This window comes from Acetobacter aceti (genome assembly GCF_002005445.1).
Classification (GTDB): domain Bacteria; phylum Pseudomonadota; class Alphaproteobacteria; order Acetobacterales; family Acetobacteraceae; genus Acetobacter; species Acetobacter aceti_B.
Window position 1 is genome coordinate 2671967 of sequence record NZ_CP014692.1, and the last position, 12920, is coordinate 2684886.

Genomic DNA, 12920 nt, shown 5'->3' on the forward strand with positions numbered 1-12920 from the left:
TCAGGGAACAGTTTGATGGCCAAGAATGACTGCAAAACAGGTGGCTGCGCTCCGGCAAAAAAAGGCTGCTGCAGCCTTAAGAAAATTGCCGGCGCCGTGATCGTAGCCGGAATCATCGGATTTTTGTGGAAAAAATTCAAGTAATCGAAAAGTGCATAATGCCCGAAATCCATTTCGGGCATTTTCACCCCCTTAAATACACAGATTCCAAAAAGATATATTATATGCAATTGAAATATATCTTTTTGGATAAAGGCGCATTCTACAAGTAAATACATATATATTATATCGAAATAAGCATGAAATCTTATCCTAAAAGTTAAAACAAGATCAGATTCAAGATAAATCATCAAATATAAATGCAAGACAATTCAAAAATAATATTTAATTTTACTAAATAACAATAAAATAAAATTATATACATCAGGACTGTTTACATAAAAACACCCCCAAATCAAACATTTAAATAAATTTTAGAAACCTCATGGTAATGTTAGAAAAACCCGAACCACTCTTCGCTTCCCACGCCTTTCTTTTCTGTCTCTTCAAGAAAAGGCGCCTTGTCATCCTCCTTATCCGGACGAAAATCAGAGGAAATTTCTACTTTATCCCCCCTACATTAAAGAACTTGCTGCATATAATATAACCGGCAGGTCTTGCACTAGGAAGCATACTTCATTATTTCAACAAACAGAGCCGAATGGTTCCACTTGGTTTTCCGTAAATGTGCGCTGAATTGTTTTAAATTGTAACGGAGTTTTTTATGTCTGAAAATAAACCTCTCTCCCCTCTTCTCGAACTGACAGCGCAAATCGTTTCGGCTCATGTTTCAAATAATTCTGCTCCGGCAGAAACACTGCCGAGCCTGATCCGTGACGTGTTTACAGCTCTCGAAACGGCCGGTCAGGCAACGCCTGAGCCTGAGAAGCTGCAACCCGCCGTCCCCGTGAAGCGTTCTGTCTTTCCTGACTACATTGTCTGCCTGGAAGACGGTAAGAAGCTGAAAATGCTGAAGCGCCATCTGCAGAGCGCCTATGGCATGACACCTGAGCAGTACCGTGAGCGTTGGGGTCTGCCCACAGACTATCCCATGGTCGCTCCGAACTATGCCGAGCGCCGTTCAACTCTGGCTCGTGAAATTGGTCTTGGCCGCAAGATCAGCGCAACCACCAGCGTTTCTTCGGACAGCGAAGAGGTCGCACCGCGTCGTCGTGGTCGCAAGGCTCAGTAAATCTGCCACATCGGCATGGTTCATTTCTCCGGGACCATGCCGAATATTTCTTCATGGAAACACTTTTCCATGAACCTTTGCTGTTGTGCTGGAATAAACTGTAATGAGTTCAGGCGTTGATGAAACTGTGGCGCACTCTGTCCAGAAGCGGAGACTGCGTCGCTGGCGAATTGGCGCAATCGCAGCTGTTGCCGTCTCGGTCCTGATTGCCGGACGTTATGGTCAGCAGCAGTCCGGCAACTGGCGCAGCGTGGCAACAGCAAAAACGCCCCACCTCGTACAGTTAAAAATACACGGCATGATCGGTTCCGATGTCTCACGCTGGACAAAAGCCCTTGCTGACGCACGTAAAGATACGAACGTCAAAGGCCTTCTGCTCGACATTGACAGTCCCGGCGGGGCTGTGACCGGCGGTGAAGAACTGCATGATGCCGTAGAACAATTTGCTCGCAGCAAACCGGTAGTCACCACCATGGGTGGAATGGGCGCTTCTGCTGGCTATATGATCGCGTTACCGTCCAAACGTATTTTTGCCGAGCGAAGCACCCTGACCGGCTCCATCGGCGTATTGATGGAAGCACCGGAATTCTCCGGAATTCTTGGTAAAATTGGCATCAATGTTCAGGAACTGGTCTCCGGCCCGCTGAAAGGGCAGCCTTCTCTCACCAAACCGATTTCTCCTGAAGGTCGCGCAATGCTTCAGGGCGTGGTGAGCAATCTTTACGACCAGTTTGTTACAATGGTTGTTACGGGCCGCCATTTGTCTGAAGAGAAAGTGCGCTCCCTTGCCGATGGCCGTCCCTATACGGGCGAGCAGGCGCTGAAGGTCGGACTGATCGACAGTATAGGTGGACACGAGGAGGCGCGTCTCTGGCTGAACAAAGCCTCCGGCCTGCCCGGTTACCCGAAAATCGTCACGATTGGCGAAGAGCATAAGGCCTTCAGTTTGAAACGGCGCATCTTTGGATGGTTTGGCGGTCAGCTAACGTCATGGCTTGGCCTTGATGCGGACATTTTTCTGCCTCAGACGCATGAAGCTATTGACGGCGCAGTTTCGATCTGGAAACCTTAGTCCTCGGCGGGAGGCGAGATGACCAGATCCGAGCTTGTCGCTGAAATAGCAGCGGCGAATCCTCATCTTTTACTCAAGGACGTTGAATTAATCGTTCATACGATTTTCGACGAACTGACAAGTGCGCTTGCACGCGGAGATCGTGTAGAACTCCGCGGTTTCGGAGCTTTTACCGTCAAGAAACGGGAAGCCAGAGCGGGGCGCAATCCACGCACTGGAGAATCCGTTTCTGTGGATGAGAAAGTCGTGCCTTTTTTCAAGGCTGGCAAAGAGCTGCGAGAGCGTGTCAACGGAGCAACGCCACAAGACGAATAGCCGCGTCATAGCGTCTCATGCAGATTAACGCCCTCACCCCACATGCCTTGTGCGTGCTTCTGATATACTGTTAGAACTGATCTTATTGCACGGTCAGATTTCGACGGCCGTTTTTCCGGGCGCTGTTATGGCTTTCGTTTGCGGCTTGTCAGATTGCAGCTTAAAGCGGGCAAACAGCCTGAGGCTCACTGCGTCGAAAGCTGGAGGCCTGCTGCTTATCGCCTGTCTGACTGTCCAGACACAGGCGCATGGGCACGACCTACCCGGGTACGCATCCCCGCCGCGCATCGCCTTCCACGGTAAAGCGCATCATCATAAAAAATCAATATTTCAAGGCTGCCTTTCCGGCGGCTCCGTTATCGTAACACATGGCCGCAAACTGCGCGCCATCGGTTCTCACGGCAGGCTTCTGGCTCCCGTCGGGCGGGCCATCTATTACACGGATGGCAAACATGGCTGCATGCCGGGTAAACATATCCGCCGTCGTGGATAAAGCCACATAGACACTATTTGATAAGATTTTAATCAACCCACGATGAAATAGCCTTTTCGACAAATTATCTCTCTGTTTCATTAGCCTTGATTTATGATCCTACGGATTACATCCCGATCTTTGTTGGGCTAAGTTTCGTGCATCAGCGGCCTGCGGCGAAAATGTTTTCTCGGAGTGTCATCAGACTAGACGTCTGACTCGCGAAAGGAAGCAAGCGTCGTCATGAACAGAACAGGGATCCAGATGACAGACAAAAATGCTTCGACCGTCATACCCGTCATTCTTTCCGGGGGTTCGGGAACCCGTTTATGGCCGATGTCACGCGCAAGTTTCCCCAAGCAACTGTGGCCTTTGCTGAGCGCCCAATCCCTTCTGCAGGAAACGGCTCTGAGAGCGAGAGACGTTTCAGTCTCCGCACCTGTGATCGTCTGCAATGAAGAACATCGTTTCCTGATCGCGGAACAACTCCGTGAAGCAGGAGTAGACTCGCCGAAAATCCTGCTGGAACCGGTGGGGCGGAACTCCGCTCCAGCCATTGCCGCCGCGGCCCTGCTGGTCGCCCAGACAGATCCGCAGGCTGTATTGTGGCTCATGGCCGCCGACGCCGCCATTACAAAGCCGGAAGCCCTGAGTTCCGCCATGCAGAACGCTGTCGCCGGCGCTGAACAGGGACTGGTCGTGACCTTCGGCATGAAGCCGACACGCCCCGAAACCGGCTACGGTTACATCGAAGTCGGACAGGCGATCTCCGGATTGGAAGGCGTCTCCACAGTCAAGGCTTTCCGTGAGAAACCAGACACGGAACAGGCCGAGTTCTTCCTCAGGTCCGGCGATTATCTTTGGAACTCCGGCATGTTCGTGTTCAGGGCCGACACCCTGATTCGTGAAATGGAAGAGCATGCGCCGGAGGTCATGACGGCCGTACGAGCCGCCTTCGAAGCCCGGAAAGGTGATCTTTTCTTCGAGCGCCTCGGCATCGAGGAATTCAAGGCCGCACCCGATATCTCGATTGACTACGCCATCGCCGAACGGAGCAGCAATGTCGCCGTGGTGCCCGCAGATCTCGGCTGGTCGGATGTCGGAAGCTGGGATGCGCTGTGGGATATCAGCCAGAAGGACCCGGCTGGCAATGTCGCCGTTGGTGATGTGCTGATCGAAGATTCGAAGAACAGCTATGTGCGTTCCGAGAAATATCTGACGGCGGTCGCCGGGGTCGATGATCTGGTGGTTGTAACGACGGATGACGCCGTTCTGGTCACCCATCGCGATCGGGCGCAGGACGTCAAGAAAATCGTCGATCGCCTGAAGAAAGCCAAACGTCCGGAAGCTGCGAGTCACAACCGCTGCTATCGTCCATGGGGGTTCTATGAGAGCCTGATCCAGAACGATCGCTTTCAGGTCAAACGGATTGTCGTCCAGCCGGGAGAGAAACTCTCTCTGCAGAAACACTTCCACCGCGCCGAACACTGGATTGTGGTCGGTGGCGTCGCGCTGGTGACACGCGATGAAGACAAGGTTCTCGTGCGTGAAAACGAGAGCATCTATCTGCCGCAGGGCTGCGTTCACCGCATGGAAAATCCCGGCAAGATCCCGCTGACCCTGATTGAAGTACAGACCGGGGCCTATCTGGGTGAGGACGACATCGTACGGCTCGAGGATACCTACAACCGGTCCTGACAGAATTTTTACGCTTTGTGGAACCAGAACAGAGGCTTCTCCAGAGAAGCCTCTGTTCTCATTTCAAACCGCTTCCAGATTTTTCCGGGAAATACCTGTTTCCAGAATGCTTCTCACAAAAAATCATTCGTCCTGATTACTCGCGAGATCACGCAACGCAATGGCGGTATCCCGTACCGTTGGGCCATGCTCACGTTCCAGGCGACGGATGGTAAAGTGCGCCCGCGCCAGGGCCTGATAATGAGCGAGGAACGCCGCGTTCAGGGACGCCCCGCAGAGCGCGCCCGCCACCGGCATAAGTTGCAGCGAGATCTTCTGACCCAGCGCCAGCCCGTAATGCGACGCGACCTCGGAAATCAGCATGACAACCGGGCGACCACGCAGCACTGTACGGGCGGAAAAATACCCCAGTTCGCTCTCCCGCCCCTCGCCAATATTGGGGAAAGCCCGCAGAGCGAAGACTTCAAGACAGGCACGACGGGAGTCGGGATCAGACAAATCCTCACCTTCCTCGCGGGCAATCCTCGCGATCTCCCGCATGATGGTCAGGGTGGTGAAACTGATATCGGGCGCCAGCCCGGCGAGACCTGCGAAGCCGCCTACCGCACCGGATACGGCGACAGCAGCCTGCAAGGTTTTCTCACGCACGCCTTTGCCCGCCCGTCGATCCGCTGCTTCACCACTGGCGGCAGCATCGACCGGGCCGGACATCCCCAGAATGGCCACATCAAATGACCGGGCGATGGCTGTTTCGGCAATCCCTTTGAGCTTGTCCTGTATGCGGGGCGTCATCCCGAGTCCCCGCAGACCGAGTCGGGTGGCGTGTCCAACAGCGCCGCCCATGAGGTCAGCCATGCGAACCAGAATGCCCCGCCCGGCCTCCACCTGTCTCAGTGCATTTTCAAGCTCCAGGATCTGCCCATCCGTGAGAGCTAATGGAGCAAGTTGTTGTCCTGTGCTTACGGTCATCGGATGGTGTCCTGTTCCAACTGGCTCATGTGTTGCTACTTATAAATATAAGCGCTTTCGTTCGCGCAAGGTTGCGGAAACATTCATTGACCGCAAGCGCCATACGTCCGACTTTGCCGTTATCGCCGTGTCAGGAAGGCATCATGACCATGTTATCGTCCACCCCCATGGGGTCGCCCTCTTCGCGAAAGGGCCTGTTCAGAGTGGTTCTGGGAAAAACGACCGCCAGCCTCACTCTGGCCATTATTCTGGCCGGGCCGGTGTTGTGCCAGCACGCAGTCGCGGCGACGCATACGCCTCGCCACAAGACAAAGCAGCATGCCGATCTGTCTTCCGGCAAGCTTGCGCCGGCGACAACGGCCCGTTCGGTGGAATCGCAGGAAGGCGCTCCGCCACCGCCGGACGGTTATGAACCTGTCGAAGACATCGATGAGACCATAGAATCGCATTATTCTCTGGACGTGCGCAAAACGCCGCATGGCGAGCCGCTGCCATCCATTGAAGCACAGCAGATTCCGAGAGACGCCAATAACGGCGCAACGCAGTTCGATATCTTCGGCGTGCCTGTCAAATTCATCGCACCTGTTGCTGCGCCCTACAATGCGCCTTTCACCTATCATACCTACGCAGGTCAGTCCGGACGTGGGGGCGATGCTGTCGGAAGCGCAGGGTCCGCCGGCGAACCTTAATGCCGACAGTGGGCAGACCGTCATTAGCTGTTTCTTATAATATTTCACCTTTAACAGCTGAAACGTTCCTGAGCCCTGCAACCTTCCGTTTATCAAGAGCCTCATGTCTGCAACAGAAGCCCCCCTCTCTGATGCTCCGGTCACGGATGCTACCCTTCCTCTGACCGGCTGCTCCTCTGGAGAGGCGCCCGGTGCAGATGTCGGCAGTGTGGGAGACGGCAATACCGGCAAAAAAGACGAAAAGGCCGAGAAGGCCGCTTTCATCGGCGCAGCCAGGCTTCCCACACAGGAAGGCCCGGCTGGCATACGCTACGATTTCAACCTCGGCTGCCGTGTCGCTCTGCCGGATGGAAAGTGGACGATTCGCCTCAGGGATCTCGATACGGGAAACATCCTGTTCGAGACGACAACAGGCAAAGCGACCGTCAACAGCTCCAAACGTTTCTACGTCCGCTTCGGCATCCAGATTCATGATGAAGCCGGAACCCTTGTCCTGTCACACGAGTACGACTGCCGGAACCGGTCTGTCCTGATCCAGCTTCCGGTCGGCACGCTGGGCGATACGCTGGGATGGTTCCCCTATGTCGCCCGCTTCGCGGAAGTACGTGACTGCAAGGTGACATGCGTCATGGCCGCCCCGATCATCCCGCTGTTCAGGAGTTCCTACCCGCACATCACTTTTGTCACGCCGGAAGAAATCGAAAACAGCGACACGCTCAAGACCTTCTATGCGACCTATACAATCGGTCTGTTTTTCGACGATCAGGCCAACATCTGGCAGCCGACCGACTTCCGTCTTGTGGGTCTGCACAGGACCGCAGGCTACATCCTCGGGGTCGATCCGACAGAAGAGCAGCCGGTCATCGCACCGGACGAAGATCCTACCCGACCGATTGAAGAACCTTATGTCTGCATCGCCGCACAGAGCAGCTCACAGTGTAAATACTGGAACAATCCCGGTGGCTGGCTTCAGCTTGTCGCGTATCTGAAAGACTGCGGCTATCGGGTTATCTGCATCGATCAGAAGCCCGTTCATGGGACCGGCATCGTCTGGAACCAGATCCCCTATGGCGCGGAAGATCAGACCGGTGACCGGTCACTGGCGGAACGTGTGCGATGGCTGCGTCATGCCGAGTTCTTCATCGGTCTCTCCAGCGGTCTGTCATGGCTGGCATGGGCCGCACGTTGCAAGGTTGTGATGATTGCCGGGTTTACTCACCCCACCAACGAATTTCACACGCCATGGCGCATCGTGAACTGGCACGCCTGCAATTCCTGCTGGAATGATCCGACACACCGGTTTGATCACAAGGATTTTCTATGGTGTCCCCGTCATGCTGGCACACCGCGTCAGTTTGAGTGCACGCGCCTGATCACGGTCGAACACCTGAAACGGGTCATCAAAACGATCCCGGGCTTTCCGGTGAAAAACCCTGAAGCCGCCTTTTAGGCAGGGCTTCTGGCGCACGGTTTCACACGAACACCGGAAATAAATCCGGGACATGAGACATGTGCCGCTGGTGGAACCGTGGGAGGCGTCCGGACGTGAAAAGTCCGTTTTATTGAAACACTGTGCCGAAAGCGTTTTCGGTCTGTCAGTGGCGCGTTTCCAGCGGGCGAGACGGAGCAGGACGCCCCGCCTCACGATCAACTCTCCTGTAATACGGGTCGATCAGAACGGGATTTCGTCGTCCAGATCGCTGCCACCCGGCGCATCCCAGCCGCCTGTGGATGCAGGACCGCTGCTACGCGGAGCTGAAGCACCACCGCCGCCGGGAAGACGACGAGCGGCCGACGCGCCACCACCATAACCGCCACCAGCCGCTTCCGAGCCGCCACCGTAACCACCGGCATCGTCACCATCACCGGAACCCCGACCATCCAGCAGCACCAGTTCGCCACGGAACCGATCCAGAACGACCTCCGTCGTGTATTTTTCCTGTCCTGACTGATCGGTCCATTTGCGGGTCTGCAAAACACCTTCGAGATAGACCTTCCGGCCTTTTCTCAGGAATCGTTCCGCTACGTCCGCCAACCGGTCATTGAACACCACAACACGATGCCACTCGGTACGTTCACGCCGCTCGCCAGAGGCGCGGTCGTTCCATGTGTCGCTCGTAGCCACTGAAAGCGACACGATTTTCTGCCCGTTCTGGCTGGTACGGATTTCCGGATCTTTCCCGAGATTCCCGACCAGAATGACCTTGTTCACGCTGCCTGCCATTATGGCTCCTCATTTATTCTGCCGTGCAGAGTTCCTGCGTTCCGTGGAAAGGGACATGGCACTCTCACCGTGGATGTCTGGTAACCCTCAGCCGGTCTTCCTGCAAAGCGATTAATCTGCAATCGAACGCATCAGCTCTTGAATTAACATGCCATCTCCGCGCTTATTGTTCCATCATTCTCAGTCATGGCCAGCACTTGAACCGTTCTCCCCCGCCACACGATCCGGCAAAAAACCCGACCTCTTCCGGAGCGTCCACCCCTCACCCGACAGCGACCCGGCTGATCGGTCGGGAGCAGCTCGAAGCCGCGGCTGAAGCCTACTACGCCTATTGCGGAGCGGCCTGGGATGATCTCGACCCCAAGGCCCGGGCTCATTACCGCACGCGGATGCAACTGGGGCTTGAAGCATTCGTCGCCAATATCTGGCGGCCCATCAGTTCAGCACCCCGCGACGGGAGCGCTGTCCTGCTGTTTCTGCATATAGAAGGCCGGGGAGATTATATCTGGATGGATCTCTGGGATGCGCAGGATCGCCGCTGGCGTCTGGCTCCACATGGTCGCCCGACACACTGGACACCCCTTCCCGGACCACCGCAGCCGTAAAGAACGGCGTCTTTTTCAGATCAAGGGAGCGGGCGCAGAAAAACGGATCAGGCAGAAATCCGGAGTATCGGAAACCTCTGCCCTTTATTCTTCGGATTACTCTGTGGGGGCCATTGAACGGATCAGATCCAGCACGCGCTTTCTCACGCCGGCGTCGGGAATACGGTAATAGGCCCGCACAAGCTCAAGCGTTTCCCGGCGAGACAGCACAGCCGCATCGACCGTTGCCGGGGAAGGCGTCCCGGACATGGGCGGACCGCCAAATCCCTGCTGCGCCTCGGCAAACCCCATGACCGGTCCGGTCTGCGGGGCTTCGAGAGGCACTGCGGAAGGCGCCAGAGGCATATCATCGTAGAAGAACCCGATGGGAACATCGAGAACCTTGGCAATCTCGAACAGGCGCGAGGCGCTGACACGGTTTGTGCCGCGTTCATATTTCTGGATCTGCTGAAAGGTCAGGCTGATCGCCTCACCCAGTTTTTCCTGGGACATCCCCAGCATGGTGCGACGCAGACGGATGCGGGCTCCCACATGGGCGTCGAGGTCGCTGCCTCGTGATCCGCCTTCTTCTGTTGTCGCCATACCCTTGTCCCCCGGAGCAACCACACCTGTGGGTTAGAAGAATGTAAACATACAACCTGAAGATGAATTTGTTAACCTGTATTAACCATCTGACCGCAAGCGCCATCCTGAACGTGATGGGAAAAGCGCGATAAGCGCCGCCAGAAGACACAACGCGGCCGGGATCTTCTGTCCAAATCGCGAGAAAAATGTTGGAGGCAGCGCGGGCGGCATGGCCCTGACCAGCGCACCTTCCATCCCCCATTCCAGTCTGCCGAGGTCATGGCCCCGTGCATCATAAACGATCGACACACCGGTATTGGCGGCACGGGCCACCGGCAGTCCTTCTTCCACAGCCCGCAATCTGACAGCCGCCAGATGCTGACGGGGACCGGCGCTGTTACCGTACCACGCATCGTTCGTGACGTTGACCAGCCAGCCCGGTCGGTCATGAGGGTCAATCACATGACCCGAAAAAATCACTTCGTAACAGATCAACGGGCCCACCGCTTCAAGACCCGGAAAATGCCAGCTCCGAGGCCCAGGGCCTGGCGTCATACCGCCGCCCGGAACCACCTGTAACGGCAGGAAGCGCGGCTGATATTCGCCGAACGGCACAAGAGTCGCCTTGTCATAGACACCCGTGACTGTCCCGGTTTCATCAAGCTCAACAACAGAATTACGCCAATGCTGATCCGGCCCGATCCGTAGCGTGCCGATAATCCCCGCGCTGGCTCCCTCCGCCGCGCGCGCGATCATGGAGCGCGCTTCCGGATCCTCTTCCAGCACGCCGGGGAAAGCCGTTTCCGGCCAGACATAAACAACCGGATGAGCCGCGCCCTGTGTCCGGCCACTTTCTTCCAGCGCCTGAGTCACACCTTGCCGGGTGAGACGCAGATAACGCTCGAAAACCTTCTGCATGTCAGAGCGGCTGATCTTTTCCTGTTCCGGCACATTACCCTGCACCAGCGCGACAACAGGAGTCGTGGCGCTGGCTGCCGAAACATCCGCCTGACGTTCAAGACCATAAAAACGCAGCACACCAGTTCCTGCCCAAAGCAGAACCGCGATGACGCAGAAAGCAGCAACCTTGCGCCCCAGAGGCATGATCAGCGCGAGAAGCACCGTCAGAAGCGTCAGCCCGTCCACACCGATCCATGCGGCAGGCTGGATCATGATGTCGCCCGCAAGTCCATGAACAGCCCAGTCACTCCCGAGCGGATTCCACGTAAAGCCGCTGAACAGGAACAGACGTCCCATATCGCAGAGGGTCCATGTCGCCGCGAACAGAACGCACCGCCGCCATCCTGCCGGAACACAGCGACATAATGCTGCCGGTAGCGCGGCGAAGGGCGCAAGAATCAGCGCGCAACCGAGTGACGGGAACGGAACGAACCACCAGAACTCGCTGGCGCGAATCAGGATGGCGTTGATGAGCCAGTAAAGGCCGACAGCATGCAGGCCAAACCCGAAAGCAAAACCGGCCAGAGCCGCCTGCCGCGTGCTGCGGGCACGATCAATCGCGCGCATCAGCACCAGAAAGGCGAAGGGAAGAAGCGGAAGAAGGTGCAGGGGTGGAAACGCGAAAGCGGCGACACCGCCCGCAAGAAGTGGTTTCCACGTATCGCCCAGAGCACTCCCGATCCGCTTGGGCAGTCCTGCCGCCTTGCGGTCAGCAGCCCTCATCGGATCACAAGCCAGACTGCAGTTCTCTCAGTCGAGAGCGTCACGCAGCCGACGCTCATAATGACGATAATATTTATCGGTCATCAGCTCGCTTTTCACGAGAACGGCGACATCGGTTGTCCTGAACTGCGGGTCCACCACCGCGCCGTCACCAACATATCCACCAAGACGCAGATAGCCCTTGATCAGCGGCGGCAGGCGGGTAAGCGCCCGGCGGCGGTCGAGGGTCAATGGGTCCTGCCGCAGCATTTCCACCCGACGATCGGGAAGAGCCTTCACCCGCAACGCGGGAGGCGCGAGGTGATTATGGTAGAGATAGGTCAGCTCTTCGCTCAGCTCTTCGGGGTTTGTCCCCGGCAGACTGGCGCAGCCGAACAGAACGTCGATCTTGTGCAGAAAGATGTAGGACGCAATGCCGCGCCAGAGCAGTTGCATGGCCGCACGCCCGCGATAACGGATGTCGATGCAGGAACGACCGACTTCCAGCAGGCGTCCGGGAAACTTTTTCAGCGGACCGATATCGAATTCGCTCTCGCTGTAGAAACGACCAAGCTTTGACGCCCGATCGCCCTGCATGAGACGATAGGTTCCGACCACACCGGCCGCGCCGGAGGAAACGGCGTGGTCGATGACCAGAAGATGGTCCGCATAATCATCAAATTCGTCGATATCGCGCTTGAGACGAAAGGTGCGCTCATCAGGCTGCGCACCCATTTCCTCGAAAAACACACGATAGCGGAGCGCCTGGGCAGCCTCGATCTCTTCCTGCGTGGACGCGATCCGAACGCCGAGATTTCCGCCGCGCAGTTCATGAAAGCCGTCACGGTCCAGATCGAGAGCGGAGAGACCGCCGGTTCGCGGGCTTTCAACACTCACTTGCCGGTTCCCCGTGCTTTTTTTGCCGCTTTGGGGCGCTCGCTCTTCGCCACATCTGGAGTCGCCAGACGCCGACCGAACAGTTCGAGCCGCATGGAAATCAGTTCGAATCCAAGGCGGTTGGCAATCTGACGCATCAGCGCCTCATGCTCCTCATCCTCGAATTCCAGAACCTTGCCGGTTTCAACATCGATAAGATGATAGTGACGGCCATGCTCCGTCGCCTCGTATCGGGCACGGCCGCCGCCGAAGTCACGACGCTCGAGAATACCTTTTTCCTCAAGCAGACGCACGGTCCTATAGACCGTGGCGACCGAAATCCTGGGGTCGAGATCGGACGCGCGGCGATACAGCTCCTCCACATCCGGATGATCTTCCGCATCCGAAAGGACACGGGCGATCACACGGCGCTGGCCGGTCATCTTGAGCCCGCGTTCCACGCATAGCCGTGCAATGCGGGAATCGGACAGATCTTCTGCCTTGGCTTTGGAAGCCTGACGGAAAGGAGATGGGGTAGAAGCC

At 56.5% G+C, this 12920-nt stretch carries 14 protein-coding genes; 8 read left to right on the forward strand and 6 right to left on the reverse strand.

From position 1 onward, the window contains the following. Positions 1-15 precede the first annotated feature (15 nt). From A0U92_RS18445 to A0U92_RS12010, 5 genes are all read left to right on the forward strand, one after another. Positions 16-144 (forward strand): hypothetical protein, encoded by a 129-nt coding sequence (locus A0U92_RS18445; RefSeq protein ID WP_257788147.1) that lies wholly within the window; start codon positions 16-18, stop codon positions 142-144. Between the two features lie 619 nt (positions 145-763). Continuing rightward, on the forward strand, positions 764-1231 hold the full coding sequence (locus A0U92_RS11990) for a Ros/MucR family transcriptional regulator (RefSeq protein ID WP_077813430.1): 468 nt from the start codon (positions 764-766) through the stop codon (positions 1229-1231). A 103-nt stretch (positions 1232-1334) separates the two neighbouring features. Then, the gene (gene sppA / locus A0U92_RS11995; RefSeq protein WP_077813431.1) at positions 1335-2303 is read left to right on the forward strand and encodes a signal peptide peptidase SppA; all 969 of its coding nucleotides are present in this window, start codon (positions 1335-1337) and stop codon (positions 2301-2303) included. An 18-nt stretch (positions 2304-2321) separates the two neighbouring features. After that, complete coding sequence (locus A0U92_RS12000) at positions 2322-2618, forward strand: integration host factor subunit beta (RefSeq protein ID WP_010666494.1); 297 nt, start codon at positions 2322-2324, stop codon at positions 2616-2618. A 736-nt stretch (positions 2619-3354) separates the two neighbouring features. Then, positions 3355-4788 (forward strand): mannose-1-phosphate guanylyltransferase/mannose-6-phosphate isomerase, encoded by a 1434-nt coding sequence (locus A0U92_RS12010; protein WP_236748121.1) that lies wholly within the window; start codon positions 3355-3357, stop codon positions 4786-4788. A 123-nt stretch (positions 4789-4911) separates the two neighbouring features. On the opposite strand, the gene A0U92_RS12015 is transcribed toward A0U92_RS12010, so the two are convergent. Further along, complete coding sequence (locus A0U92_RS12015; protein ID WP_077813434.1) at positions 4912-5757, reverse strand: EcsC family protein; 846 nt, start codon at positions 5755-5757, stop codon at positions 4912-4914. 143 nt (positions 5758-5900) lie between these two features. Here A0U92_RS12015 and A0U92_RS12020 point away from each other — a divergent pair, with 143 nt between their 5' ends. Together A0U92_RS12020 and A0U92_RS12025 are read left to right on the forward strand one after the other, a co-directional pair. After that, positions 5901-6446 (forward strand): hypothetical protein, encoded by a 546-nt coding sequence (locus A0U92_RS12020; protein ID WP_236748122.1) that lies wholly within the window; start codon positions 5901-5903, stop codon positions 6444-6446. Between the two features lie 103 nt (positions 6447-6549). Further along, positions 6550-7896 (forward strand): autotransporter strand-loop-strand O-heptosyltransferase, encoded by a 1347-nt coding sequence (locus A0U92_RS12025; RefSeq protein ID WP_077813435.1) that lies wholly within the window; start codon positions 6550-6552, stop codon positions 7894-7896. A gap of 222 nt (positions 7897-8118) precedes the next feature. On the opposite strand, the gene ssb is transcribed toward A0U92_RS12025, so the two are convergent. Beyond that, positions 8119-8670, reverse strand: a complete 552-nt coding sequence (gene ssb / locus A0U92_RS12030; RefSeq protein WP_077813436.1) for a single-stranded DNA-binding protein — start codon at positions 8668-8670, stop codon at positions 8119-8121. 197 nt (positions 8671-8867) lie between these two features. Here ssb and A0U92_RS12035 point away from each other — a divergent pair, with 197 nt between their 5' ends. Further along, positions 8868-9275 (forward strand): hypothetical protein, encoded by a 408-nt coding sequence (locus A0U92_RS12035; RefSeq protein WP_236748123.1) that lies wholly within the window; start codon positions 8868-8870, stop codon positions 9273-9275. Between the two features lie 96 nt (positions 9276-9371). Here the strand turns inward: A0U92_RS12035 and A0U92_RS12040 are convergent, their stop codons facing one another. The 4 genes from A0U92_RS12040 to A0U92_RS12055 form a co-directional block, all read right to left on the reverse strand. Further along, entirely contained in the window at positions 9372-9857 is a 486-nt protein-coding gene (locus A0U92_RS12040) for a helix-turn-helix domain-containing protein (protein ID WP_077813437.1), read from the reverse strand. An 81-nt stretch (positions 9858-9938) separates the two neighbouring features. Then, a complete protein-coding gene (gene lnt, locus A0U92_RS12045; RefSeq protein ID WP_077813438.1) occupies positions 9939-11522 on the reverse strand; it encodes an apolipoprotein N-acyltransferase in 1584 nt (527 codons plus the stop codon). Between the two features lie 27 nt (positions 11523-11549). Then, a complete protein-coding gene (locus tag A0U92_RS12050) occupies positions 11550-12398 on the reverse strand; it encodes a GNAT family N-acetyltransferase (RefSeq protein ID WP_077813439.1) in 849 nt (282 codons plus the stop codon). Next, positions 12395-12868, reverse strand: a complete 474-nt coding sequence (locus A0U92_RS12055) for a Fur family transcriptional regulator (RefSeq protein WP_257788166.1) — start codon at positions 12866-12868, stop codon at positions 12395-12397. The genes A0U92_RS12050 and A0U92_RS12055 overlap by 4 nt, the downstream gene beginning before the upstream one ends. Positions 12869-12920 lie beyond the last annotated feature (52 nt).